We start from the raw sequence: 24,716 nt of genomic DNA, 5'->3' as shown, positions 1-24,716 counted from the left end.
TTGCGGGTGGCCTATACACCTTCAAGCCGAACCTTCTCCTTCATGCGCCAGACCCGCGGCGTTTCTCCGGTGTATTTAACGAAGAATCGCGAGAAATAGGCGGGGTCGGCAAAGCCGAGCCGAAATCCGATTTCCTGAACGCTGCCCAGCGTGAAAACCAGCTGGCGTTTCGCCTCTTCGACGAGTTTGCCGGCGATCAATTCATGAGGAGTATTGCCGGTCATCGACCGGACGATACGGGTGAGATGCGTCGGGGAAAGCCCAAGCTCCCTGGCGTAGAAGGACGCGGGCTTGTGTGACCGAAAATGTTGCTGAATGAGTTCGCTCAGCATTTCCATCCGCCGCTCGTTCTCGTTTGGCGGAAGCTCCTGCGTATTCCCCTCATGGGAAATCCTCGCCGTCAGCCGCAGCGCCAAGGCGACATAGGCGGCCAATGCCTCGTTGCGGCCGCTGCGGCGGTTCTCGAATTCGTCGCCCAGCCGCTTCAACGTCTGCATGACATAGGCAGCCTCGGCATGATCGGGATCGAGCGGCGTCAGGTGCGGCGCCGCCAGCCATTCGCCGAGATGGCTCCGGTCGCCGGGCGGATGGCTGAGATGGGATCTCAACAGGGTGATCACCAGGCCGTCGATATCGCGTGAAAAACGAAAGCCATGGTTGAGCCCGGGCGGCACGGTGATGATAGCCGGGGGACGGATGGCATGGCTGTTTTCGCCCAAGATCGCATCGCCTGACCCGCCTTCGATGTACAATATCTGAAAGAAACTCTCGTGACGGTGCGGTCGGATCTCCCAGTGATGCAAGCTGCTGCGGGAGCGAATTGTTTCGCAATGCAACCAAAAATCGGGCTTTCGCCCGGTATTCTCACCGTAGAGTTCGTAGGTAGGGACATGTCTGCTCATAGGGCTGCTCCCGCACTAATGTTCGATTCGTGCAATTTTTCGGCCGGAATGTCCATTGCTGCGACAGAGACAACACGACAGAATCTGGCAAAACGCAAAAATGCAGGGAGGAAGCATTTGCGAACTCAGGTCGCCATCATCGGTTCGGGACCATCCGGCCTGCTGCTCGGCCAGCTTCTGACCGAAGCCGGCATCGACAATGTCATTCTCGATCGCGTGAACAAGGATTACATCCTCGGCCGGGTTCGTGCCGGCGTTCTGGAGGAAGGCACCGTCGGGCTGCTGGATCAGGCCAAATCAGGCGCGAGGCTGCATGCCGAAGGCCTGCTGCATGACGGTTTCTCGCTGGCCTTCGACGGCCGCGACCATCGCATCGACCTGCACGAACTGACCGGCGGCAGGCGCGTCACGGTTTATGGACAGACCGAAGTGACGCGCGATCTCATGGAGCGGCGCGAAGAAAGCGGCTCCCTGTCGATTTATGATGCCGTCGACGTCGCGCCGCATGACTTCGACGGCCATTCACCCTTCGTCACCTATGTGAAAGACGGTGTTGCCAAGCGCATCGATTGTGACTTCATCGCCGGCTGCGACGGCTTTCACGGCGCCAGCCGCAAGGCCATCCCTGAACGTGCGATCAGGAGTTTCGAGAAGGTCTATCCCTTTGGCTGGCTGGGGGTCCTTGCCGACGTGGCGCCTGTCAGCCATGAGTTGATCTACGCCAACCATCCAAGGGGCTTTGCGCTCTGTTCGATGCGCTCGGCCACCCGCAGCCGCTACTACATTCAATGCGCGCTCGACGAGAAGATCGAGGACTGGAGCGACGATCGCTTCTGGGACGAACTGAGACGGCGTCTGCCGGTGCATCACGCCGAGGCTTTGGCGACCGCGCCGTCCTTCGAGAAATCGATCGCGCCGCTGCGCTCCTTCGTCACTGAGCCGATGCGCTTCGGCCGGCTTTTCCTGGTCGGCGACGCCGCCCATATCGTCCCCCCGACCGGCGCCAAGGGATTGAACCTTGCAGCCAGCGACGTTCATTATCTTTTCTCCGGGCTGATCGAGCATTACCGCGAAGGCTCGAATAGTGGCATTGACGCCTATTCGCAGAAGGCGCTCGCCCGCGTGTGGAAAGCCGTGCGGTTTTCCTGGTGGATGACGACGATGATGCATCGCTTTCCGGATACCGGGGATTTTGACCAGAAGATCCAGGAGGCGGACCTCGACTATCTCACCCATTCCCGCGCCGCCTCGACGGTGCTTGCGGAGAATTATGTGGGGCTGCCATTCTGATAGAAGTGTCTGAGGTGGGCCATGGACCAAAATTCGACCGTAGAACGGGCCGCCGATAGTTCCGCTCTTCGAGCCACAATCATAATTGTACAGTTATGGATTACGGCACTTATTTCATTTTACATCACCATTTCGCATGACAGGTTCGCGCTAAATTTCTCGCAGCTAACGAATACGGCGCTGGAGTGCGCCAAAAAAGGGAGAGAGAGAATGAAGAAGCTATTTCTGGCCGCCATTGCGGCAGTCGTCGTGGGCACGAGCGCCTATGCCGACACCATCAAAGTCGGGGTCATCGGTCCGTTCTCCGGTCCGTTCGCGCTCCAAGGCAAAAACTTCAAGGCCGGCATCGACGCCTATATGGCGGTCAACGGCAACAAGGTCGGCAGCGATACGGTGGAAATCGTCTATCGCGACGTGCCGCAGGCCGATCCCGCCCAATCCAAGGCGCTGGCGCAGGAACTGATCGTCAAGGAAAAGGTCCAGTATCTCACAGGCTTCTACTTCACGCCCGATGCCATGGCGGTGACGCCGATCCTGAAGCAGGGCAATGTGCCGATGGTTATCATGAACGCCGCCACCTCGGCGATCGTGACCAAAAGCCCGCTCGTCGTCCGCACCTCCTTTACCACCTGGCAGACATCGACGCCGATCGCCAAGGTCGCCTTCGACGCCGGCGTCAAGAAGGTGATTTCGGTCGTCAGCGATTACGGCCCCGGCATCGACGCCGAGAACGCCTTCAAGACCGGCTTCGAAAAGGCCGGCGGCCAGATCGTCGAGGCGATCCGCATGCCGCTTGCGACCAACGACTTCAGCCCGATCATGCAGCGCATCAAGGATTCCGGCGCTGAGGGCGTGTTCGCCTTCCTGCCGTCAGGCCCGACGACGCTCGGCTTCGTCAAGGCTTATAACGACAATGGCCTGAAGGCTGCCGGCATCAAGTTCTTCGCGCCGGGCGATCTGACCCAGGAATCCGATCTGCCGGCGCTCGGCGATGCGGCACTCGGCATCCAGACGACCTTCCACTACGCCGTGTCGCACGATTCTCCCGAGAACAAGGCTTTCGTCGAGGCGGCGACCAAAGCAATCGGCAACAAGGCCGAACTCTCCTTCCCCTCAGTCAGCGCCTATGACGGCATGTATGTCATCTACAAGATGATCGAGGCGACCGGCGGCAAGCAGGATGCTCAGAAGGCTGTCGATGCGGTCAAGGGGCTTGCCTGGACGAGCCCGCGCGGCCCGGTTTCGATCGATCCGGAAAGCCGTCACATCACGCAGAACATCTATCTGCGTGAAGTCGTCAAGGCCGATGACGGGACCTACATCAACAAGGAGGTCCAGACCTTCGAGAAGCAGGGCGATCCGGGCCTGGCGGCCGTCAAGTAACATCGAGCGTCAAGGCCGGTGACGGGCTTGGCCTGCGATCAGGCCGAGCCCGCCGCATCGAAGCAAGGTATGTCAATGCAGACAGTCTTCAGCATAGCCGTCGACGCCCTTGCCTATGGCATGGTGCTCTTCGTGATATCGATCGGCCTTTCGGTGACCATGGGGCTGATGCGTGTCGTCAACCTGGCCCATGGCGCCTTCGCGATGATCGGCGGCTACATCGCCTCCTATGTCGCCCGCGACCTCGGCCTCGGTTATGCCGCAGCGGTCATTGCTGCCGTTGTCATCACGATCGTCGTCGCCGTTCCCATCGAGCGTTTTCTCTACCGCCGGATCTATGGCGCGCCGGAACTGACCCAGGTGCTGATGACGATCGGCCTCACCTTCTGCATCATCGGCATCGCCAATTACCTGATGGGGCCGACGCTGAAGACCATACCGCTGCCCGCTGCGCTGCAAGGATCGGCCGATCTCGGCTTTCGCACCATTCCCGTTCACCGGCTTTTCGTCATCCTCTGCGGCCTGGCCGTGGCGCTCGCCCTCTGGTTCGCGGTCGACAGGACCAGCTTCGGCGTCAAGCTGCGCGCCTCTGTGGATGATGCGGCGATGGCTGCTGCACTCGGCGTGCGCACCGACATCATCTACGCGATGAGCTTTGCCGTCGCCGTCGGGCTTGCGGCCTTCGGCGGCGTGGTCGGCGCCGAACTCCTGCCCGTCGAGCCCTATTATGCGCTGCGCTACATGGTCACCTTCCTGGTCGTCGTCTCCGTCGGCGGCGCGGGTTCCATTCCGGGCGCCCTGATCGCCTGCCTGCTGCTGGGCGCGATCGATACGACAGGACGGTATCTGATGCCGGAATTCGGCGAATTCTTCTTCTATCTCGCCGTGATCGCCATCATCTGCGTCTTCCCCCGCGGCCTTGCCGGAAGGGTGAACTAGGATGGCGCTTGTCATGAATGACGAAAACGGGCCTCTCCAGCATCGTCTCGGGTTCATCACCCGCGATCTTATCGGAATAGCGGTCATCGTAGCCATTGCCGCCATCGGCTATTTCACCTTCCCCGATAATCTCGCCCTTCTGACCCGGATTATCACGATCGCGCTGCTCGTCCTGTCGCTCGATCTCGTGACCGGTTATTGCGGCGTCGCAACGCTTGGCCATGCAGCACTTTTCGGCTCCGGCGCCTATGCCGCCGGGATCCTGTCGGCGCATTACGGCATCAATGATCCGCTGCTGATGATGATGGCCGGCGTTGCCGGCGGCGCGGTTGCCGGGCTGCTCTGCGGCGCCATCATCCTGCGTGCGCATGGTCTGCCGCAGCTGGTGCTGTCGATTGCACTGATCAACCTCTTCCATGAATTCGCCAACAAGGCCTCGTCTTGGACAGGTGGCAGCGATGGACTTTCCGGCATCGCGCCGGACCCGGTCTTCGGCCTGTTCGAATTCGATCTCTACGGTCATACCGCCTTCTTCTTCGGAATGGCGCTGCTGCTGATCGTCTTCGTGCTGCTGAGGGTCCTGGTTCGCTCGCCCTTCGGCATGCTCTGTCGCGCCATCAAGCAGGACCCGCTGCGCATCCGCGCCATGGGCGCTTCGCCGAAGGCAGCTCTGATCAGGATGTACGCAATATCAGGCGCCGTTGCCGGTGTCGGCGGCGCCTTGAATGCGATCTCGACACAGGTCGTCGGCCTCGACAGCCTGTCTTTCACGCAGTCGGCCGAAGCGCTTGTCATGCTGGTGCTCGGCGGCACCGGTTCTCTCTTCGGGGCACTTTCCGGCACTGTCATCTTCATGCTCTTCGAGGACTATGTCTCCGCCGCCAATCCCTTCCATTGGCTGACCATGGTCGGCGCGCTGCTGATCGCCGTTGTGCTCTTTGCGCCCAAAGGTCTCTACGGGACGGCCGCAGCCTTCGTTAGCCGCCGCAGGGAGCAACGCTCATGAGCCCGGTCTTCGAAGTCGCCAATCTCAAGAAAGCCTTCGGCGGCCTTGCCGTCACCAATAATGTCTCGCTGACGATGTCACCTGGCGATCGCATCGCGCTGATCGGCCCGAACGGCGCTGGCAAGACCACCTTCGTCAACCTCGTGACCGGTAATCTCTCGCCCGATTCCGGCGAGGTTCGCCTGGGTGGCGAGGTGGTGACGAAGGTCGATGCGATCGGCAGGGTCAGACGCGGTCTTGTCCGCTCCTTTCAGGTGACGCGGCTCTTCCAGGACATGACCCCGGCCGAACATCTGGGACTTGCCGTCCTTCAACGCGAGGGAAAGTCCGGGCACATGTTCGGCAATTTCCTGCGTATGCCCGATGTCATGGCTGAGGTCGATGATCTCCTTGGAAAACTCGGGCTGGCTTTCCTGATGCATCGCAAGGTCAGCGAAATCGCCTATGGCCAGCAGCGGCTTCTCGAGATCGCCGTGGCGCTGGCATTGAAGCCGAAAGTGCTGCTGCTCGACGAACCCGCAGCCGGCGTGCCGCAAAGCGATACCGGCCGCATCGAGCGGGCGCTGGCCGATCTGCCCGCCGATCTCGCCGTGCTGATGATCGAACACGACATGGATCTCGTCTTCCGTTTTGCCAGACGCGTCATCGTGCTTGCATCAGGCGCGATCATCTTCGACGGCCGGCCTGAAGACGTCACCAAGGATGCACGCGTGCGCGAGGCCTATCTCGGGAGCTATGCCAATGCCAGCCCTGTCGCTTGAGGTCGACAACCTGTCGGCCGGATATGGGCCGACGAGAGTGCTCGAAGGCATTTCCTTCTCCGTGCCGGCAGGTGCCCGGCTTGCCGTGCTCGGCCGCAACGGCATGGGCAAGACCACGCTCTTGGCAACGCTAGCAGGGCAGACAAGGCGATACGAGGGCAGCATCCGTCTCGGCGATTTGGATGTCACGACGGCACCGAGTGCTACACGCGCGCACAAAGGCCTCGGATATGTGCCCCAGGCGCGCTGTGTCTTCCCGACGCTGACAGTCGAAGAAAACCTTTTCGTCGGCTTGAAGGCGCGGCCGAAAGGGGCGCTGGAGGAAGCCTATGCGATGTTCCCGCGCCTGAAGGAGCGCCGCCGCAACCTCGGCAGCCAGCTTTCTGGCGGCGAGCAGCAGATGCTCTCCACGGCTCGCACCATTCTCGGTCGCCCCTCCGTCCTGCTGCTTGACGAACCGCTGGAGGGCCTTGCGCCCGTTATCTGCGAGGAACTGATGGCGGCCTTCGCCGACCTTGCCAAGGCGGGAGACATGACCATCCTGCTGGTCGAGCAGCGCATCCAGAGCGCTCTCGATTTCGCCGATCAGGTCGTCATCCTCGAACGCGGCAGACTGGCATGGACCGGAACGCCGGAAAATCTCGCCAGGGATCACGAGGCTGTCGAGAGCCTGCTCGGGGTCGGCGGCCTGCATTGATGGGATGATCGGCAAAAGCTCCGGCTCTGCTGATTGCCCCCTTTCGCCTTCAAGATTGCGCTGAACCCGCCGAGCAATCCATGCAGTATATCGTCATGACGACGTCATGATTGACCCGTCATGATTATCCTGCCTGAAAGTTTTCCGCTGGCCGAATTGACGGATCGCCTGAAAGGGCGAGAAACACCATGATCGATCAAGCGGCATCAACGTAAGACAAGGCGTAAATCCTCGTTCATAAAGCAGGATCGACGTTTATGCCGCTCCCTTTACTTGAATAGTTGAGCTGTAATCGACCGGAATTTGTGGCGCTGACGGGCGGAATTGCTCTGACGCTCCATCTATTTCGGTTGCCAGATACCCGATAGGGTTGCATAGTCGAACAGAAAATCACACGGGAGGATAGAAATGGCAAACCACAAGCCGGTCGCAGGTGACGTATACCAGCCTATTTTCAACGTCGACAACCCGATCGACGGCAACATTCTGGACAATACCAGTTCCACGGATGCCGACGGAGACCAGGTGCGTCTCAACTTCGTCAATGGACAGCGAATTCCGCAACCGGCCGATCCGAACGGGCCTGCCACGACCACCACAGTTGAGGGAAAATATGGCACTCTGACCGTCTATTCCAACGGCAATTACACATACGAGCTCGATCATACCAACCCGGTGGTATCAGCGCTCGGCCCGGGAGACCAACTCTTCGACCAGTTCAATTTCAAGATCTCGGATGGCAAAGGCGCCACCGACTTCGGCCTGCTCAATATCGCGGTCGACTTGCCGGAACACGGCAACATCTTCGTGAATTTCGAGGATGTCGGCAACCACGACTTCCCGACGGGCTACAAAGGCTTTGATTGGGGTGCCTGGCACGATGGTGACGACGCGACTGTGCTGGAGGAAGCGGATGGCAACCACTATCTGGGAGGAGGCGTGTTCTGGACACCCATCCAAGCCGCCGACGGCGGCCACTTTCAGATCGAGCAATTCAGTGTCGCAAACGGCACATCGGACTATGACAACGTTCTGACGATCGAAGGTCGTCTAAACGGCGATACCGTCTTCTTGGTCACGGTCAACGTCACCGCCGACAGCATTCATGACCCGCAAGTGATCGATCTCAGCGCCTACGGCGAAATCGACTATCTCATCCTCGACACGGAGCCCGTCATCACCGAAACGAGCGGCCCGGATTATTACGGCGCGCAATACGACAACTTTCATTTTATCGTTTGACGAAGGGGGAAAGGGAGTCTTCGCCGGAATCTTTGCACCTTCGCCAAGCGCGCTCCGCTGTAGCTATCTGATACCAAAATCTTGCGATAGCTGACGGGCCTGCGTCTTGCTAGCATTGGATCGTTCGAGGGGGCACGATTATGCTGGAATGGAGGAAATGATGCAGCCAGTCGGGATCAGGTTAGCGGCGGTCATGTTCTCGCTCGCCGTATGGGCTATTATTATCGCTGTCGCATCGCACCTTTGGGCAACGAAGATACCTCTGTTGCTTCTGACGCTCTACAGATAGGCCTCTCTTTGTCGTTATGCTGCAGATCAGGGCGCAACGGGATTGGTCCCCTCGCAACCACGTTTGGCGCTGCGACCAGTATGCTACCACGCCCACAAAAAAGGATTCTTATCGGAGTCCTAAATTTCGCACTTTATGTAATGATGCCCGACCTGAGAGATAGGTGACGTTTTGTACCGGAGACATGGGTAACACTTTCCGTTTTGAAGCGGGAGGTGTTGATGCCGTGGAGAGAGATTTCGGTCATGGAGGAACGTCTTCGATTTGTCGCCCGGCTGCTTGAGGGCGAGGGTATGAGCGATGTTTGCCGGGAATTCGGCATCTCGCGCAAGACCGGCTACAAGATCTTCAACCGTTACAAGGACGAAGGGCTTGATGCCCTGACGGACCGGTCGCGCCGACCGGTCCGTTATGCCAACCAGTTGCCCGAGCCAGTCACGGCGATGATCGTGCGACTGAAGAAGGAAAAACCATATTGGGGAGCACGCAAAATCCGGGAGCTTCTGGTCAAGCGGCTTGCAGGCGATGTGCGCATTCCCGCCACAAGCACCGTGCATGCCGTGCTCGACCGACACGGCCTTGTGAGCCAGGCCCGCAAGAGGAACCGGGCGAACAAGGCCGTGGGAACGGTGCTTGGTGAAGCGCTTGCTCCCAATGACCTCTGGTGCGCCGATTTCAAGGGAGAGTTCAAGCTCGGCAACGGACGCTACTGTTACCCCTTGACGGTCACCGACCAGGCATCACGCTACCTTCTCTGCTGCGAGGCCTTCGAATCGACCCGCGAGCAGGGCGTCTTCGAAGCCTTCCGCAGGCTCTTTGCCGAACGCGGGCTGCCCACCGCCATCCGCTCCGACAACGGTCTGCCCTTCGCCAGCCCCAATGGGCTCTACAATCTGTCGAAGCTGTCGGTCTGGTGGCTGAGGCTCGGCATCGGCATCGAGCGCATCAAACCCGGTCACCCGCAGCAGAACGGCCGCCACGAGCGCATGCATCTGACGCTGAAGAAGGAGGCCACCCGCCCGCCCGGCAGGACGATCCTCCAACAGCAGGCACGCTTCGATGACTTCATCCGCGAATTCAACGAGGAACGCCCACATGAGGCGCTGAACATGCGGCATCCGGCAGAGATTTATCGGCCGTCAGACCGCCTCTATACCGGCCTGCCCGAGATCGAATACCCCTTCCATGACCGCGACGTGCTGGTCACCCATTGTGGACGCATCTGTATGCACCGCAAGAAGATCAATATCTCAACCGTCATGGCCGGACAGAAACTCGGCATCAAAGAAGTCGACAACGGCATTTGGCTCGTCAGCTTCATGCACTATGATCTGGGATATATCGACCTGGAGCAGAGAACCTTGCAAACCATCGACAACCCGTTCGGCACGAGGTTGTCACCCATGTCTTAGTACGTTCCGTTACCTATGTGTCGGGAATGGACACTTCTGAAAACAATTGGTAGCGGAGGAGGGATTTGAACCCCCGACACAAGGATTATGATTCCTCTGCTCTGACCTACTGAGCTACTCCGCCACTGGTCAACGATACCCGCTCGCGAAGCGATGCCGGTTCGTGGGATGAGCGGCTTATAAGGTGCGCTTCGGCTTTGTGTCAAGCGCATGATCGAGAAAAACGGTGGGCTTTGCCGCCTCCCGTTTCCGATGGATTTCAAGCGGCGACGGGGTTGGCCAAAAGGACCTTCAGGCAGGCTTCCGCCGAAGGCTCGCGCTCGGAGCGCTCGATGAAACCGCCGCCGAAGACGCGGGCGTTGTCGCCGGGGGCCGAATAAAGCGCGCAGGCCTGGCCGGGTGCGATGCCCGCCTCGCCGACCGTCAGGTCGACATAGGTGCCTGTTGCATCGATATGGAGCACGGCGGGCGCCGGCGCGCGTGTCGAGCGGACTTTGGCGTAACAGGCAAAGCCCTTGCCGGAAGCGGCTTCCTGAAGTGTCTCGTCGCCCAGCCAGTTGATGTCGCGCAGGTAGACGCGGTGCGTTTCCAGCGCCTCCTTCGGTCCGACGATCACCCGGCGCGAACGGGCGTCCAGAAAGACGACGTAGAGCGGTTCGCCGGTAGCGATGCCGATGCCGCGGCGCTGGCCGATCGTGAAATGCAGGATACCCTCATGGGTTCCGAGCACGCGACCATCGAGATGGACGATCTCACCGGCGAGCGCCGCATTCGGCTTCAGCTTTGTGATGACGTCGGAATATTTGCCCTGCGGCACGAAGCAGATGTCCTGGCTGTCGGCCTTCTTGGCAACGACGAGGCCCATCTCTTCAGCAAGCCTGCGGGTCTCGGCCTTCGGCAGGCCGCCCAGGGGAAAGCGGAGATAATCGATCTGTTCCTGCGTCGTGGCGAAGAGGAAATAGCTTTGGTCGCGGTCGGCATCGGCCGGGCGGAAAAGCGCGCGGCGGCCGGGATTGTCCGGCGAAGGGTTCAGTCCCGAGCGGATATAGTGACCGGTCGCCAGCGCATCGGCGCCAAGTTCCTTGGCGGTCGCCAGCAGATCGGCGAATTTGACGGTCTGGTTGCAGGAAACGCAAGGGATCGGCGTTTCGCCCGCCACATAGCTCTCGGCGAAGGGATTGATCACCGTCTCGCGGAAGCGCTTTTCGTAATCGAGCACATAATGCGGGATGCCGAGCGTTTCGCAGACGCGGCGCGCATCGTCGATATCCTGGCCGGCGCAGCAGGAGCCGGCGCGGTGAACGGCGGCGCCATGATCGTAAAGCTGCAGCGTAATGCCGAGCACATCGTAACCCTGCTGTTTGAGAAGGCCGGCGACGACGGATGAATCGACGCCGCCCGACATGGCAACGACGACACGGGTCTCTTCCGGCTTCTTGTCAAAATCCAGTGTGTTCAACGATGGTGCCATTCTGCTTGGGTCACGATCCGCCATTGCGCTGCAATTGCGGCGGATTGCTGATCTCCGGCGGGATCGGCCGCCGTCTCTCGATGAGGCACCGATATAGAAAGGATTGTCCCTGGACGCAAGGGGCGGCGTTCGGCGCCTGAGCGTTTCGCATTCCCACAAAGAAAGGCGCAGCCGAAGCCGCGCCTTGGAAGCGGGGGTGCGGCTCAAGTGCCGATCAGCTTGTTGCAGGCGAATGCGATGCCCGGATTGGCGATAATGGCGGTCACGAGCGCCAGTCCGATCATCGAGAATGAATAGCGTTTCATAGACATCCTCCTTTCCAGCCCACGACAATTATGCCGCTTCTGCCGCCTTTCTCAAAATGACGAATGCTTGATAGCGCCAGGCGGCATGCGCCGGACGGCTGATCCCCGCTACAGAGCAAGCGCTTCTATCTGCGTGACGAAGCGGCCTTGAGACCGCCGCCGTGGATCAGCGCCTCCGCCTCGTGCTGCGGCATCGGCCGGCCGAGCAGATAGCCCTGCACCTCACTGAAACCTTCGGCGCGCAGCTTCTGCAACTGCTCCTCCGTCTCGATCCCTTCGGCCAGGGTCGTCGCATTGAAGCCGGAGCCGATGCCGGCGACGGCGCGCACGATGGCGAGATTGCCCGCATCCGTCTCGATACCCGAAACGAAGCTGCGGTCTAGCTTGATCTTGTCGAAGGGGAAGGACCTCAGATAGCTCAGCGACGAATAGCCGGTGCCGAAATCGTCGATGGCGATGCGGACGCCGAGCGCCTTCAATGCCCGCAGCAGCGGCAGGCTTTGGTCGGCATCGGTCAGGAATACGGACTCGGTGATCTCGATTTCAAGCCGGTCGGCATTGAGGCCCGTCTCGTCGAGCGCCGCCACCACGGTCGAAAGCAGGCTCGCATGCCGAAACTGGCTGACGGAGAGATTGACGGCGATCCTCAGATGAACGGGCCAACCGGCAGCCGCGCGGCAGGCTTCCCCGATCACCCAGTCGCCGATCGGGACGATGAGGCCGGTCTCCTCGGCAAGCGGAATGAATTCCATCGGCGCCACCAGCCCGCGCTTGGGGTGGCGCCAGCGGATCAGCGCCTCGAAGCCGCCGATGCCGTCATTGTCGAGCCGCACGATCGGCTGGTAGTGCAGCTCGAACTGGCGCTTCTCCAGCGCTTCCCACAGTTCGGCGGTCATCACGTGCCGGCGCTCGGCGGCAAGCCGCATTTCCGTCTCGTAGAAACGATAGGTCGAGCGTCCGCTCTCCTTGGCGGCATAGAGCGCAAGATCCGCGTGCCGCATCAGCACATCCGCGTCGCCGGCATGATCGGGCGCCAAGGCGATGCCGATACTGCAGGTGACGTGCTCCCGGACGCCGTCGAGATCGAAGGCACGGCTCAGCGCCTTGAGCAGCCGCTGCGCAAAACGCACGGCCCGCTCCGGCTCGTCGAGCTCCAGCACGACGGCGAATTCGTCGCCGCCAAGACGGGCGACAAGATCACCCTCCTCCGCCAGTTGACGCAGCCGCTCCGACACCTGGCAAAGCAGCGCGTCGCCGGCGGCGTGTCCCTTGCTGTCGTTGATATGCTTGAAGTGATCGACGTCGATATAAAGCAGCGCAATCGGGCTGTCGGCGGCCGCTTCGACCGCCCGCTGGTTGATACGCATGGAAAATGCCGCCCGGTTCGGCAGGCCGGTGAGCGGATCATGCATAGCGAGATGGGCAAGCTTTGCCTCAACGGCGCGCTCCTCCGTCACGTCTTGCGAGATACCGAGCAGATAACGCGGCGAATGGCCCTCGGGCGTCGGCAGGGCGCGCTTGACGGTGCGCAAGAGGCGCGGCGCACCGTCGGCGCGCAGCATGGTCTCCTCGAAGCTGATCGCCGTATTGGCTTCGAAGGCCCGGCGATCCTGCTCGCGGAAGGCGTCTGTCTGACTGGGAGGAAACAGCGCCCGGTCGGTTTGGCCGACCACGTGCTCCGCCCGCATGCCGACGATGTCGCCGCAGGCCTCATTGAAGAGAATGTAAAGCCCGTCCGCTTCCATGTCCTTGACGAAGACGCCGACCGGCAGGTTGTCGACGATGCTGTCGAGAAGCGAGCGTGTATCGCTGATCTGGCGTTTGGCGGCGTTGACCTCGCTGCGGTCCTGCACGATCGCCAGGATTGCGGCCCTGCCCTCGAAGCGCACTTCTCGGCCATAGGTCAGCACTTCGAAGGTCTCGCCACTCGCCTTGAGGTGAACCCAGCGCTCCGCCTTTTCCATGTCGGTTCGGCCGCTGACGGCATCGATCATCCGTTCCCGCTCATGCTCAGGGCGAATATCCAGAACCGTCATGCGCCGGTATTCGTCCGCACCGTAGCCGTAAAGTGCCGCCGCCGCCTCGTTGACGATGAGAAAGCGCAGCGATGTCGGATCATAGACCCACATCGGCGACGGATGCGTTGCAAACAATGACCGGAAGTCGTCGTTTAATGCTTCGATCTGCTCGGTCTTCTGCAAGGGGGCCATGGAAATTCGCGTGCCGTTGATGCCGATGCCAGGGGTATACCGAGAAAAGTTAAATAAAATCAGAATCATACTCAGGGTTAAACTTTAGGCTTCCGCCTTCAGAATGTGCAAAGCAGCGGTCTGCCATCACGATCTCGGCCCTCGATAAAATGATTTGGGCGCCCTGGAACAATTCCGTCGATCGTGCGTTGCCCGCTGATCGATGTCGCATTCGAATTGCTGAGGAGGGTTTCATGGGCAGGTTCGGCACGACGACGGATTACAGCAGAATCAGACATTGGATCGAGGCGCGCGGCGGCCATCCCGCCCGCATCAAGAACGCACCGGACAGCGAAACCGTCCGCGTCGATTTTTCCTCGGAACCGGAAGAGATTTCCTGGGATGAATTCTTCCAGGGCCTCGACGGCAGCAGGCTCGCCTTCCTTCACCGCACCAAGGCTGAAGACGATGCCGCCCGTTCCGGCAAAATCCTCCGCCGGAAACGCCGGCACCATTAATTTAACTTCTGAAACAGCAAAAAACCCGGCGCCGTTTCCAGCGCCGGGTTTTTCATTTCCTTGGGAGGAAAAACTCAGTCAATATTGAAGGTCAGCGGCTTTGCCTGGCGTACCGCCTGGTGGGCGGTCAACTCAGCAAGCACCGCGTCATCAACCTTGCCGTCGACATAGAGCAGCGCGATGGCGTCGCCGCCCTGCTTGTCACGGCCGAGCTGGAAGTTGGCGATGTTGACGCCGGCAGCACCAAGCGTCGTGCCGATGAAGCCGATCATACCGGGAACGTCGGTATTGGTGATGTAGATCATGTGCGAGCCGACATCGGCATCGAGGTTGATACCCTTGATCTGGATGAAGCGCGGCTTGCCGTCCGAAAACACCGTGCCGGCCACCGAGCGTGTCATGCTTTCGGTGGTCACCGTCAGTTTGATATAGCCGTCGAAGACGCCTGTCTTGTCGCGCTTGACCTCGGAAAGCACGATGCCCTTTTCCTTGATCATGATTGGCGCCGAAACCATGTTGACGTCGGCGACCTGCGGGCGGATGAGGCCGGCGAGCACGGCGCTCGTCAGTGCCCGCGTGTTCATGTTGGCGGTGACGCCGTCATAGAGGATTTCGATTTCCTTGATCGGCTCTTCGGTGACCTGGCCGACGAAGGCGCCGAGAACGTCGGCAAGACGGATGAAGGGCTTCAGGATCGGCGCTTCCTCGGCCGTGATCGACGGCATGTTGATGGCGTTGGAGACCGCACCATTGACGAGGTAGTCCGCCATCTGTTCGGCCACCTGCAAAGCGACGTTCTCCTGCGCCTCGGTCGTCGAGGCGCCGAGATGCGGCGTGCAGACGACGTTCGGCAGGCCGAAGAGCGGGCTTTCCTTGGCGGGTTCGACCTCGAACACGTCGAAGGCGGCACCCGCGACATGGCCCGACTTGATCGCTTCGGCAAGCGCTGCCTCATCGACCAGGCCGCCGCGGGCGCAGTTGATGATGCGCACGCCTGGCTTGGTCTTTGCCAGTGCTTCCTTGTTGAGGATGCCGCGCGTCTTGTCGGTCATCGGCACATGCAGCGTGATGAAATCGGCCCGGGCGAACAGCTCTTCGAGTTCGACCTTGGTGACGCCCATCTCCTCGGCGCGCTCCTTGGAGAGGAACGGATCGTAGGCGACGACGTGCATCTTGAGGCCGATGGCCCGGGCGCAGACGATCGAGCCGATATTGCCGGCGCCGATAACGCCGAGCGTCTTGCCGGTGATCTCGACGCCCATGAACTTCGACTTCTCCCACTTGCCGGCCTGCGTCGAGGTATCGGCTGCCGGAAGCTGGCGGGCGACGGCGAACATCAGCGCGATCGCGTGTTCGGCCGTCGTGATCGAGTTGCCGAAGGGCGTGTTCATCACGATGATGCCGCGGCGCGAGGCGGCCGGGATATCGACATTGTCGACGCCGATACCGGCACGGCCGACGACCTTGAGGTTCGTCGCCGCCTCGATGATCTTTTCCGTCACCTTGGTGGCGGAGCGGATGGCCAGGCCATCATACTTGCCGATGACTTCGAGCAGACGGTCTTTGTCCTTGCCGAGCTGCGGTTCGAAATCGACTTCGACGCCGCGGTCGCGAAAAATCTGGACGGCGGTTTCCGACAATTCGTCGGATACGAGAACGCGAGGTGCCATGATGGCCTCCTTCAAAAGTGTTCAGCGATGAATGAATCAGGAATGGGCTCCGCCCTATGGCGGAGCCGGATGCGATAACCTCAGGCGGTCGCCTGAGCGAGCTGCGCCTTCTGTGTTTCGAAGGCCCAGGAAAGCCAGGGCATCAGCTTCTGCATGTCGGATGCCTCGATCGTTGCGCCGGCCCAGATGCGCAGGCCCGACGGCGCGTCACGGTAGTGGCCAACGTCATAGGCGACACCTTCCTTTTCCAGGAGGCCGACCAGGCCCTTGGCAAAATTCGCCCGACCGTCGTCGTCAAGCGCTGCGATGTCCTTGTCGACGATCTTCAGGCAGACGGAGGTGTTGGAGGCCGTCTCCGCCTTGACGGCGAGATTGGCAATCCAGTCGTTCGCCGCGACGAAATCGTGGATGACCTTGGCATTGGCATCGGCACGCGCGATCAGCCCCTTGAGGCCGCCGACCTGCTTCGCCCAGACAAGCGCATCGATATAATCCTCCACGCAGAGCATCGACGGGGTGTTGATCGTCTCACCCTGGAAGATGCCCTCCGTCAGCTTGCCGCCCGAAGTCATCCGGAAGATCTTCGGCAGTGGCCAGGCCGGCGTGTAGGTAACCAGACGCTCGACGGCGCGCGGCGAAAGGATGATGACGCCGTGGGCACCCTCGCCGCCCAGAACTTTCTGCCAGGAGAAGGTGACGACGTCGAGCTTGGCGAAATCGAGTGCCTGCGCGAAAGCCGCCGAGGTGGCGTCGCAGATCGTCAGGCCCTTGCGGTCGGCCGGGATGAAATCGGCATTCGGCACGCGCACGCCCGAGGTGGTGCCGTTCCAGGTGAAGACGACGTCGCGGTCGAAATCGACGGCGGACAGATCGGGAAGCTCGCCGTAACCGGCTTCGAGCTTGCGCACATCCTTGAGCTTCAGTTGCTTGACGACATCGGTGACCCAGCCGGCGCCGAAGCTTTCCCAGGCGAGCATGTCGACGCCGCGTTCGCCGAGCAGTGACCAAAGCGCCATTTCGACGGCGCCGGTGTCGGACGCCGGAACGATGCCGATGCGGTAATCCGCCGGCACTTCGAGAATTTCACGGGTAAGGTCGATGGCCTGCTTGAGCTTGGCCTTGCCGACCTTCGCGCGGTGCGAACGGCCAAGGGCCGCGTCGGAAAGGGCTTCGAGCGACCAACCGGGGCGCTTCGAGCAGGGGCCAGAAGAAAAATGAGTATTGTTCGGACGGATGTCCGGCTTTGCGGTCTTCGCCATGATGCTATCCTCTCAGATAGAAAGCCCTTCGTTGGGGAAGGGTGTCCCGCCGCCGTGTGTATGGACCCGGCGCGTCATAGTCAAGATCGAAGTGTCGCGGGCGGAACATATTTTGACGCAGGCCGGGATGGCCGCAATAGGAAAAAGCCGCCCGGTCGGGGCGGCTTTCAGATGTCAGGGGATCGGACTTACTTGTAGACAGGCTGCTGCAGCGGGATTTCCGGCGGCGGTTCGTAGCTCGCCTGGGCGCAGCCGCCGAAGAGATAGCGGGCGCCGACGCGAGCTTCGTGGGCGCTCAGACCCTTGTCGCGGCCCGGGCCGCCATTGTCGGCATAGCCGAACATGTTGCCGCCATCGATATGCAGGTAACGGTAGCCGACATCGGCTTTGATGTTGCAGGTCACATCGATCGAAGCGCCGGCCATGAGCGCGTAGGTGAAGCGCCAGTTGCCCTTGCCGCCATGGGTGACCTGGTCGTCGCAGAAGCTGCCGTCATCGGCGCAGGCGACGTTGCTGAGGTTCTTCCACTTCACGTAAGAACCGCCGATACCGGCGCCGACATAGGGCGTGACGTAGCCGTAAGTGCCGAGATCGACATAGGCGTTGGCGAGCAGCGTATAGGCTGTCAGCGAAGAGCGGTCGCTCGAGGTGCAGTCCACCAGCGGAAAGCCGCACTGCCCGACCGTAGAGCCGTTGAAATCCGCCTGGGTGAGATAGTCGAAGGTCAGATCGGTGCGCAGATAGCTGTTGATCTGGTAACCGACACCACCGCCGACAGTCCATGTATCGTCCAGATCGGCGTCGTCGAAATCGACCTCCGTGGCGTTGCTGCCCTGGAAATAGCGGGCGCCGCGCAGATCGGTGAAGGCATAGCCGACATCGCCGCGCAGGTACCAGCCGGTCGCTTCGGTGACCGTCACCTCAGGCGGCTGCTCCGGGATAGGCTCGGCAGGGGCGAGGTCCGCGGAATAGGCGTTTGTCGCGATCAACAATGCGGCGAAGATGCCGGACAAGCTTCTTTTCATGGATCCCACTCCAAAATCCCGTTGCGTCGGCAGGCTCGGTCGCTGCCAATCTTGTACGCTTGGGATGGATAATGAATGGGAAACGTTAAAAGCTGCTTAACCACGATTATTTACCTTGATGCCAGGCATCAAGGCGGCCCGAAACATAGATCGGTTTGGCTCATCGGGATGGTTTGGCCGCGGCGATCAGCTCAAAATAGTGCGCACGCATAACAAAAAAGCCGGCGCTTGCGCACCGGCTTTTGACATTTCGTCCCGAAAAATCAGGCGGCAGTCCGGACGTTCGAGATCGTGCCGATCAGCTCGTTGACGATGCGCTCGATCTGGGCGCGGTCGTCGCCTTCGGCCATGACGCGGATCAGCGGCTCGGTGCCCGAGGGACGGATGACGAGGCGGCCGTTCCTGGCAAGCTCGGCTTCGGCATCGGCGATCGCCTTCTGCACCTGGATATCCTCCAGCGGCTTGCCACCGCTGATGCGAACATTGCGCAGCAGCTGCGGCACCGGCTCGAAGCGACGGCAGACCTCGCTGACGGTCCGGCCGGTGCGTTTGACTGCGGCCAGGATCTGCAGGGCCGCGACGAGACCGTCGCCGGTCGTGCCGTAATCCGAAAGCACGATATGGCCCGACTGCTCGCCACCGACATTGTAATTGTGCTGGCGCATATGCTCGACGACGTAGCGGTCGCCGACCCGCGTGCGGGCAAGCGCCATGCCGCGCTCATCGAGAAAGCGCTCGAGGCCGAGATTGGACATGACGGTCGCAACGATCCCATTGCCACGCAGTTGCTGGCTCTCGGCCCAGCTTTCGGCGATGACGGCCATCAACTGGTCGCCGTCGACGATCGAACCGTTTTCATCGACGATGATGACGCGGTCCGCGTCGCCGTCGAGCGCGATGCCGATATCGGCGCGCACCTCGTCGACCTTCTTCTGCAGCGCGACGGGACTGGTGGAACCACAATTGAGGTTGATGTTGATGCCGCTCGGCTCGTTGCCGATAGTGACGACCTCAGCACCGAGTTCCCAGAGCACGGCGGGCGCCACCTTATAGGCGGCACCGTTGGCGCAATCGATGGCGATCCGGAGACCCTGCAGCGTGACGTCGCGCGGCAGCGTGCGTTTGACGTGCTCGAGATAGCGATAGATATCGCCATCGACGCGCTTGGCTCGGCCGATTTCCTCAGCCTTGGCAAGCTGCCCCGATAGATCCTTCTCGAGCAGATCCTCGATCTGCGCTTCGATGTCATCGGAGAGCTTGTAGCCGTCCGGACCGAAAAGTTTGATACCATTGTCTTGGAACGGATTGTGCGAGGCCGAAATCATCACCCCAATATCGCATCGCAGGGAACGCGTCAGCATGGCAACCGCAGGTGTCGGAATAGGGCCGAGCAGGAACACGTCCAGTCCGGCCGCGGTAAAACCGGCCACGAGGGCATTCTCAAGCATGTATCCTGACAGCCGCGTGTCCTTGCCGATCACTACACGATGACGGTGGGCGCCGTTACGGAAAATCGTTCCTGCGGCGATGCCAACCCGCATCGCGAGGTCCGGCGTCATAGGGAAGACGTTGGCCTGGCCGCGAATGCCGTCTGTACCAAAATAGCGTCTTTTCATCTGCACTCCTGCGCTTTCCGCGCGCCATTCAAGGCAGCGCACCGTTCCGAGCGAATCCGGCTTCAGTGAATTGTCGTCAATCCACGAGCGTGATTCATGCTTGCCTCAATTCAGCGGAATGCCACAAAATGCGGCGATCAGCACGTAAATTAGCAAGAAAAATGATTATATCCCGTTACCAATTGAAAAAGCCGGATCTCCCATTTCGGAAATCCGGCCTTCTTCAAGGTAGTGCCGCTGTTCAATGCGGCTGCGGTTCGAGGCCGCCTTCGGGCTCGTCGCCCTTGGTGACGGGCCGTGCGCCGGCCTTCGGAACGGCTGAGCCGCGGCTCGGCGGCGAATCATCGCCGAGATCGCGGGCAGGCTTTTCGCCGCGGATCAGCGCCTTGATCTCTTCGCCGGTCAATGTCTCGTATTCGAGCAGACCTTCGGCAAGGGCGACGAATTCGTCGTGCTTTTCCGTCAGGATCGTGCGGGCCTGCGTATAAGCTTCGTCGATCAGGCGGCGCACTTCATTGTCGATCTTCTGCGCGGTTGCCTCCGAAACATTCTTCGACTGCGAAACCGAGTGACCGAGGAAGACTTCCTGCTGGTTCTCGCCATAGGCGACCTGACCAAGCTGATCGGAAAAGCCCCATTGCGTGACCATGGCGCGGGCGAGTTTGGTCGCCTGCTCGATGTCGGAAGAGGCACCCGAAGTGATGTTCTCTTTGCCGAAGGTGAGCTCTTCGGCCACGCGGCCGCCCATCATGATGCAGAGGCGCGAAACCATCCACTTGTAGCTCATCGAGTAGCGGTCGCCCTCGGGAAGCTGCATGACCATGCCGAGCGCACGACCGCGCGGAATGATCGTCGCCTTATGCAGCGGATCGGCGACGGCGACATTGAGCGCGGTGATGGCGTGTCCGGCCTCATGGTAAGCGGTGAGCTTCTTTTCCGCCTCGGTCATAGCCGAGGACCGGCGCTCGGCGCCCATCATGATCTTGTCCTTGGCGTCCTCGAATTCCTGCATGGTGACGACGCGCTTGTTACGGCGGGCGGCCATGAGGGCAGCTTCGTTGACAAGGTTCATCAGGTCGGCGCCGGAAAAACCGGGCGTGCCACGGGCGAGAATCTTGAGATCGACATTCGGCGCCAGCGGAACGTTGCGGGCATGTACCTTGAGGATACGCTCGCGGCCGACGATGTCGGGGTTCGGCACGACGACCTGACGGTCGAAACGGCCGGGACGCAGCAGCGCCGGATCGAGCACGTCGGGGCGGTTGGTGGCAGCGATCAGGATCACGCCTTCATTCGCCTCGAAGCCGTCCATTTCGACCAGCAGCTGGTTCAGCGTCTGCTCGCGTTCGTCATTGCCGCCGCCGAGACCGGCGCCGCGATGGCGGCCGACGGCATCGATTTCGTCGATGAAGATGATGCAGGGCGCGTTCTTCTTGGCCTGCTCGAACATATCGCGCACGCGGCTTGCACCGACGCCGACGAACATTTCGACGAAATCGGAGCCCGAAATGGTGAAGAAGGGCACATTGGCTTCGCCGGCGACCGAGCGGGCGAGCAGCGTCTTGCCGGTACCCGGAGGACCGACGAGCAGCACGCCACGCGGAATCTTGCCGCCGAGACGCTGGAACTTCTGCGGATCACGCAGGAATTCGACGATTTCCTCGAGATCCTGCTTGGCCTCGTCGACACCGGCAACGTCTTCGAAAGTCACGCGGCCATGCGCTTCGGTCAAGAGCTTGGCCTTGGACTTGCCGAAGCCCATCGCACCGCGCGAGCCGCCTTGCATCTGCCGCATGAAGAACAGCCAGACGCCGAGAATCGGAAGCATCGGCAAAAGCGTGCCGAGATAGCTCAGGAAGCCGGAAGAACCATCAGTCTCGGGACGCGCGGTGACGGCCACGTTCTTGCCCTGCAGGCGGTCGAGCAGACTATCGTCGATCACAGGCGAATAGGTCTGGAAGGTATTGTTGTTCTCCAGATATGTCCCGGTCAACCGGTTACCGGTGACCACGACATCCTTCACGCGGCCCGCATCGACCTCACGCAGAAACTGCGAATAAGGGATTTCGCGGGAGCCCGTCTGTGCCGGCGCCGTCTGGAACATACTGAAAAGGGCGATCAGCAGAAGCGCGATGATGGCCCACAAGGCGAAATTACGTAAGTTAGGGTTCATTGAACTCCCCAGCATGGAACAGCCGCCTCATGGCGACAGTCTTATTCGTTTCTAACATAGGGTTGCGCCGCACGATTGCCAAGGCGACACCCCAGGTCAGATGGTTTTTCCGTCAATACTTCTTAAAGGCAGCCTCGCATAGGGCGCCGTCGCGAAAACCGCCGAAAGCCTATTGGCAAAGATGAAGTCAAATCGTGTCAAAAAGCGGTCGAAGGGTGCGAAATAGGGCGTCAGTTCGACCTTACGGACGGATTCCTCAGATAAAGGGGCTCCTTCGGCAGATAAAACCGGCGCTGCGGCGACGGCGCGCTTCCATGCACCCTTGGGAAGGTGATGCATACGCCCCCTCATTCCTGCCCTCGGACTTGATCCGAGGGATGTCACGGGAATCCAGCCACCGCGCTTCTGCGCGATGATTGGCTCAATTAGGCGCGAAGTGTCTTGCGCGCCGAAGTCCTTGGGCGTCTGGATCTCAATTAATGCGGCCGACGCATTGCGCGCATAAAACCTTCCATCCCAAACCCCAGCCTCTCCCGGCAGCAATACCAGCGGCAATATCCCCCGGCTCTCGCGCGCCAAATAAAGCCCGTCACGCCTGAGATCGAACACCACCCTGCCAACGGTCATCCGTCCCGGCTCACTGCCGGTGACAAATGCAAGGATATGCTCCATATGCGCCCTCCCCGGTGCAAACGGCAGCCCACCGAAAACGGCTGTCAGACGGCCGAGTGCATAATCGAGGACCGCCCGGTCCTGCCGCAACCCGTCGGGCGTCACCTGCCCGAGTAGACCGCCGTGGAGCGTGAAATGACCATCCAGCCATTCTGCTCCCCTAGCCGAAAGAGCCAGCCGCGCTTCCCAAGCCGCGCGGACATTCCTCTCGGCACCTGCATCGGCCGAAAGCTTCCGGCGTGTCCGCACGCGCTCATAGGTCACATCTTCGTTGCTCGGATCATCGATCCACGGCACGCCCCGCTCCTTGAGGAAAGCGCGGATATCTGCCCGGCTGGAAAAGAGAAGCGGCCGCCAAATCCAGAAGCGCCGGTTGAAAAGCACCGCATCCGCAATGCCGGTCGAAATCTGCTCCGTTCGCATCCCACGCATCTGCAGTGTTTCGCGCTGGTCGTCGAACGTATGGCCAGTGACGATGAGATCGGCTTCGAAACTTTCGGCGGCGGTTGCCAGCAGGCTATAGCGCGCCTCGCGGGCCGCCGCCATGATGCCGGTTTTCGGCTTGTCGCCCTCCCAGATCATGGTGGTGTGGGGAATGCCAAGCGATGTGCAGAGGGCTGCGACTTCACGCGCCTCGTCTGCCGAGCCGGCGCGCAACGCATGGTCGACGGTTGTAGCGCAAAGGGAAATCTTGAGATGGGGCGCGACCTTCACGGCTTCATCGAGGAGAAGAAGCAGGCCGGTGGAATCGCTGCCGCCCGATATCGCGACGAGAATGCGTGCGGGGCTTTGAAGCGACGAAAGAAACTGGAGGATCGCCCGTTGAGGCGATGCGGTTTCCGGAGACATTCCGGAATCCCTTAGCAGGCGAGGCGCTTCTGTTCGCTCGCAACCTTGCTTATGACGGCGCGCGAGGCCTTCGGATAACGCTTCGACACTTCGCGCAGCGTCGCGCACGCCGTCTCGGTATTGTCGAGGGCGGCAAGCGACATGCCGAGCTTCAGCAGCATTTCCGGCGCCTTTTCCGATGTGCCGTATTTCTGATGTGCATTGAGAAAGGTCTTGGCGGCCTCATTGTACTTGCCCTGCGAATAGAGTGCTTCGCCGAGCCAGAAATTGGCATCCGCCGCCCGCGCGCTGCTCGGGTAGTGGGTGATATACTGCGTGAATTCCTGTTCGGCTGTGCTGTAATCACCGGATAGCACGTGCCCGTAGGCGGCCTTATACTGGTCGGCCTCGCTGCCGAGCGAGGCGGTCTGCTGCGGCGTTTTGCTATTGGCATCGGGAATCGGACCGGAACCGATCTTGGCATTTTCGTCGACGCTTCCGCCGATCGGATTGCCGTTCTGATCGAAATCGATCGAGCCGAGCTCCTTCGGTGGTTGGCCGAGACCGCTATTCTCCGGCACGCTGGTGGAGGGAGCCGTTTCGGCTCCCTGCGGTGCTTGGATCACCCTGGCAATATCGTCGCCGCCGGAGGCTGCTGGAGCGCCATCGGTCTCGCTCTTCTTGACAGGTGCCTTGGCGGCACCGCCGCCACCGGTCTTTTCGAGCTGCTGGAAGCGGAATTCATTGTCTTCCTGCTGCTTGCGGATCGTCTCCTGCATCTGTAGAAGCTGAAAGCTCATCTCTTCGATCCGGCCGTTCAGCTGCCGCAGCTGCTCTTCGAGCTGCTGCACGCGGATCTCCGCGTCGCCGCTCTGCACCTTGACAACAGGCGGCGCCGCCTGGTTTTCCGCGGATCGGTCGCCGAGATGTAGCCCGAAAAACGAGGCGGAATGGGCCGCCCGTTCGCTTCCGGTCACAGCCGCGAGGCACAGCATGCCTGCCACGACAAGTTTCTTCATATGTATCGTCCTGTCCCAGTGATTCTTCGCACCTCGATGGCACGAACAGG

At 60.8% G+C, this 24,716-nt stretch carries 19 protein-coding genes and 1 tRNA gene; 9 read left to right on the top strand and 11 right to left on the bottom strand.

The window, feature by feature from the left end; translation table 11 throughout:
• Nucleotides 1–11 precede the first annotated feature (11 nt).
• Nucleotides 12–902, bottom strand: a complete 891-nt coding sequence (locus ACS4RR_RS06880) for a helix-turn-helix domain-containing protein (RefSeq protein ID WP_170279757.1) — start codon at nt 900–902, stop codon at nt 12–14.
• A gap of 117 nt (nt 903–1,019) precedes the next feature.
• Between ACS4RR_RS06880 and pobA the strand changes: the two genes are divergently transcribed.
• The 8 genes from pobA to ACS4RR_RS06840 all read left to right on the top strand — a co-directional run bounded on the left by pobA (nt 1,020) and on the right by ACS4RR_RS06840 (nt 9,921).
• On the top strand, nt 1,020–2,192 hold the full coding sequence (gene pobA / locus ACS4RR_RS06875; protein WP_260109363.1) for a 4-hydroxybenzoate 3-monooxygenase: 1,173 nt from the start codon (nt 1,020–1,022) through the stop codon (nt 2,190–2,192).
• A gap of 210 nt (nt 2,193–2,402) precedes the next feature.
• Entirely contained in the window at nt 2,403–3,575 is a 1,173-nt protein-coding gene (locus tag ACS4RR_RS06870) for an ABC transporter substrate-binding protein (RefSeq protein ID WP_260109364.1), read from the top strand.
• A 75-nt stretch (nt 3,576–3,650) separates the two neighbouring features.
• Nucleotides 3,651–4,514 (top strand): branched-chain amino acid ABC transporter permease, encoded by an 864-nt coding sequence (locus tag ACS4RR_RS06865; protein WP_260111068.1) that lies wholly within the window; start codon nt 3,651–3,653, stop codon nt 4,512–4,514.
• A 1-nt stretch (nt 4,515) separates the two neighbouring features.
• A complete protein-coding gene (locus ACS4RR_RS06860) occupies nt 4,516–5,520 on the top strand; it encodes a branched-chain amino acid ABC transporter permease (RefSeq protein ID WP_260109365.1) in 1,005 nt (334 codons plus the stop codon).
• The gene (locus tag ACS4RR_RS06855) at nt 5,517–6,281 is read left to right on the top strand and encodes an ABC transporter ATP-binding protein (RefSeq protein ID WP_260109366.1); all 765 of its coding nucleotides are present in this window, start codon (nt 5,517–5,519) and stop codon (nt 6,279–6,281) included. The genes ACS4RR_RS06860 and ACS4RR_RS06855 overlap by 4 nt, the downstream gene beginning before the upstream one ends.
• Nucleotides 6,262–6,978: an ABC transporter ATP-binding protein gene (locus ACS4RR_RS06850; protein WP_222384630.1), complete on the top strand. Its 717-nt coding sequence runs from the start codon at nt 6,262–6,264 to the stop codon at nt 6,976–6,978. The genes ACS4RR_RS06855 and ACS4RR_RS06850 overlap by 20 nt, the downstream gene beginning before the upstream one ends.
• Nucleotides 6,979–7,386: 408 nt before the next feature.
• Nucleotides 7,387–8,220: a cadherin-like domain-containing protein gene (locus ACS4RR_RS06845; RefSeq protein ID WP_260109367.1), complete on the top strand. Its 834-nt coding sequence runs from the start codon at nt 7,387–7,389 to the stop codon at nt 8,218–8,220.
• Between the two features lie 510 nt (nt 8,221–8,730).
• Nucleotides 8,731–9,921 (top strand): IS481 family transposase, encoded by a 1,191-nt coding sequence (locus ACS4RR_RS06840; protein ID WP_260109368.1) that lies wholly within the window; start codon nt 8,731–8,733, stop codon nt 9,919–9,921.
• Between the two features lie 47 nt (nt 9,922–9,968).
• On the opposite strand, the gene ACS4RR_RS06835 is transcribed toward ACS4RR_RS06840, so the two are convergent.
• The 3 genes from ACS4RR_RS06835 to ACS4RR_RS06825 all read right to left on the bottom strand — a co-directional run bounded on the left by ACS4RR_RS06835 (nt 9,969) and on the right by ACS4RR_RS06825 (nt 13,976).
• Nucleotides 9,969–10,045, bottom strand: a tRNA-Met gene (locus tag ACS4RR_RS06835).
• 135 nt (nt 10,046–10,180) lie between these two features.
• Nucleotides 10,181–11,380 (bottom strand): tRNA 2-thiouridine(34) synthase MnmA, encoded by a 1,200-nt coding sequence (mnmA, locus tag ACS4RR_RS06830; protein WP_260109369.1) that lies wholly within the window; start codon nt 11,378–11,380, stop codon nt 10,181–10,183.
• Between the two features lie 442 nt (nt 11,381–11,822).
• Nucleotides 11,823–13,976, bottom strand: coding sequence for a putative bifunctional diguanylate cyclase/phosphodiesterase (locus ACS4RR_RS06825; RefSeq protein ID WP_260109370.1), 2,154 nt, complete (start codon nt 13,974–13,976; stop codon nt 11,823–11,825).
• Nucleotides 13,977–14,140: 164 nt separating this feature from the next.
• Between ACS4RR_RS06825 and ACS4RR_RS06820 the strand changes: the two genes are divergently transcribed.
• Nucleotides 14,141–14,404: a hypothetical protein gene (locus ACS4RR_RS06820; RefSeq protein WP_017968090.1), complete on the top strand. Its 264-nt coding sequence runs from the start codon at nt 14,141–14,143 to the stop codon at nt 14,402–14,404.
• A 74-nt stretch (nt 14,405–14,478) separates the two neighbouring features.
• On the opposite strand, the gene serA is transcribed toward ACS4RR_RS06820, so the two are convergent.
• The 7 genes from serA to ybgF form a co-directional block, all read right to left on the bottom strand.
• Complete coding sequence (gene serA / locus ACS4RR_RS06815; RefSeq protein ID WP_020486256.1) at nt 14,479–16,074, bottom strand: phosphoglycerate dehydrogenase; 1,596 nt, start codon at nt 16,072–16,074, stop codon at nt 14,479–14,481.
• Between the two features lie 80 nt (nt 16,075–16,154).
• Nucleotides 16,155–17,333: a phosphoserine transaminase gene (locus tag ACS4RR_RS06810; protein ID WP_222384626.1), complete on the bottom strand. Its 1,179-nt coding sequence runs from the start codon at nt 17,331–17,333 to the stop codon at nt 16,155–16,157.
• A 188-nt stretch (nt 17,334–17,521) separates the two neighbouring features.
• Nucleotides 17,522–18,358 carry an outer membrane protein gene (locus ACS4RR_RS06805; protein WP_162118840.1) on the bottom strand — a complete coding sequence of 279 codons (837 nt, stop codon included), beginning with the start codon at nt 18,356–18,358 and terminating at the stop codon, nt 17,522–17,524.
• A 263-nt stretch (nt 18,359–18,621) separates the two neighbouring features.
• Nucleotides 18,622–19,974, bottom strand: coding sequence for a phosphoglucosamine mutase (gene glmM / locus ACS4RR_RS06800; protein WP_017968094.1), 1,353 nt, complete (start codon nt 19,972–19,974; stop codon nt 18,622–18,624).
• 241 nt (nt 19,975–20,215) lie between these two features.
• Nucleotides 20,216–22,147, bottom strand: coding sequence for an ATP-dependent zinc metalloprotease FtsH (gene ftsH / locus ACS4RR_RS06795; RefSeq protein ID WP_456189879.1), 1,932 nt, complete (start codon nt 22,145–22,147; stop codon nt 20,216–20,218).
• A gap of 96 nt (nt 22,148–22,243) precedes the next feature.
• Nucleotides 22,244–23,668 (bottom strand): tRNA lysidine(34) synthetase TilS, encoded by a 1,425-nt coding sequence (tilS, locus tag ACS4RR_RS06790; protein WP_260109372.1) that lies wholly within the window; start codon nt 23,666–23,668, stop codon nt 22,244–22,246.
• A gap of 11 nt (nt 23,669–23,679) precedes the next feature.
• Nucleotides 23,680–24,666, bottom strand: coding sequence for a tol-pal system protein YbgF (gene ybgF / locus ACS4RR_RS06785; protein WP_222294058.1), 987 nt, complete (start codon nt 24,664–24,666; stop codon nt 23,680–23,682).
• Nucleotides 24,667–24,716 lie beyond the last annotated feature (50 nt).

Origin of the sequence: Rhizobium zaerense (genome assembly GCF_051810725.1) — a bacterium.
Taxonomy (GTDB): domain Bacteria; phylum Pseudomonadota; class Alphaproteobacteria; order Rhizobiales; family Rhizobiaceae; genus Rhizobium; species Rhizobium leguminosarum_I.
This window is presented reverse-complemented; position numbering and strand designations above follow the sequence as displayed.

What these genes read in the sequence shown, in the direction of transcription:
- ftsH (WP_456189879.1), bottom strand. Translation starts at nt 22,147, where the DNA reads ATGAACCCTAACTTACGTAATTTCGCCTTGTGGGCCATCATCGCGCTT.
- ACS4RR_RS06880 (WP_170279757.1), bottom strand. Translation starts at nt 902, where the DNA reads ATGAGCAGACATGTCCCTACCTACGAACTCTACGGTGAGAATACCGGG.
- ACS4RR_RS06845 (WP_260109367.1), top strand. Translation starts at nt 7,387, where the DNA reads ATGGCAAACCACAAGCCGGTCGCAGGTGACGTATACCAGCCTATTTTC.
- ACS4RR_RS06860 (WP_260109365.1), top strand. Translation starts at nt 4,516, where the DNA reads ATGGCGCTTGTCATGAATGACGAAAACGGGCCTCTCCAGCATCGTCTC.
- ACS4RR_RS06840 (WP_260109368.1), top strand. Translation starts at nt 8,731, where the DNA reads ATGCCGTGGAGAGAGATTTCGGTCATGGAGGAACGTCTTCGATTTGTC.
- ACS4RR_RS06805 (WP_162118840.1), bottom strand. Translation starts at nt 18,358, where the DNA reads ATGAAAAGAAGCTTGTCCGGCATCTTCGCCGCATTGTTGATCGCGACA.
- ACS4RR_RS06870 (WP_260109364.1), top strand. Translation starts at nt 2,403, where the DNA reads ATGAAGAAGCTATTTCTGGCCGCCATTGCGGCAGTCGTCGTGGGCACG.
- serA (WP_020486256.1), bottom strand. Translation starts at nt 16,074, where the DNA reads ATGGCACCTCGCGTTCTCGTATCCGACGAATTGTCGGAAACCGCCGTC.
- ACS4RR_RS06825 (WP_260109370.1), bottom strand. Translation starts at nt 13,976, where the DNA reads ATGATTCTGATTTTATTTAACTTTTCTCGGTATACCCCTGGCATCGGC.
- ACS4RR_RS06820 (WP_017968090.1), top strand. Translation starts at nt 14,141, where the DNA reads ATGGGCAGGTTCGGCACGACGACGGATTACAGCAGAATCAGACATTGG.
- ACS4RR_RS06850 (WP_222384630.1), top strand. Translation starts at nt 6,262, where the DNA reads ATGCCAGCCCTGTCGCTTGAGGTCGACAACCTGTCGGCCGGATATGGG.
- ACS4RR_RS06855 (WP_260109366.1), top strand. Translation starts at nt 5,517, where the DNA reads ATGAGCCCGGTCTTCGAAGTCGCCAATCTCAAGAAAGCCTTCGGCGGC.
- tilS (WP_260109372.1), bottom strand. Translation starts at nt 23,668, where the DNA reads ATGTCTCCGGAAACCGCATCGCCTCAACGGGCGATCCTCCAGTTTCTT.
- glmM (WP_017968094.1), bottom strand. Translation starts at nt 19,974, where the DNA reads ATGAAAAGACGCTATTTTGGTACAGACGGCATTCGCGGCCAGGCCAAC.
- ACS4RR_RS06810 (WP_222384626.1), bottom strand. Translation starts at nt 17,333, where the DNA reads ATGGCGAAGACCGCAAAGCCGGACATCCGTCCGAACAATACTCATTTT.
- ACS4RR_RS06865 (WP_260111068.1), top strand. Translation starts at nt 3,651, where the DNA reads ATGCAGACAGTCTTCAGCATAGCCGTCGACGCCCTTGCCTATGGCATG.
- ybgF (WP_222294058.1), bottom strand. Translation starts at nt 24,666, where the DNA reads ATGAAGAAACTTGTCGTGGCAGGCATGCTGTGCCTCGCGGCTGTGACC.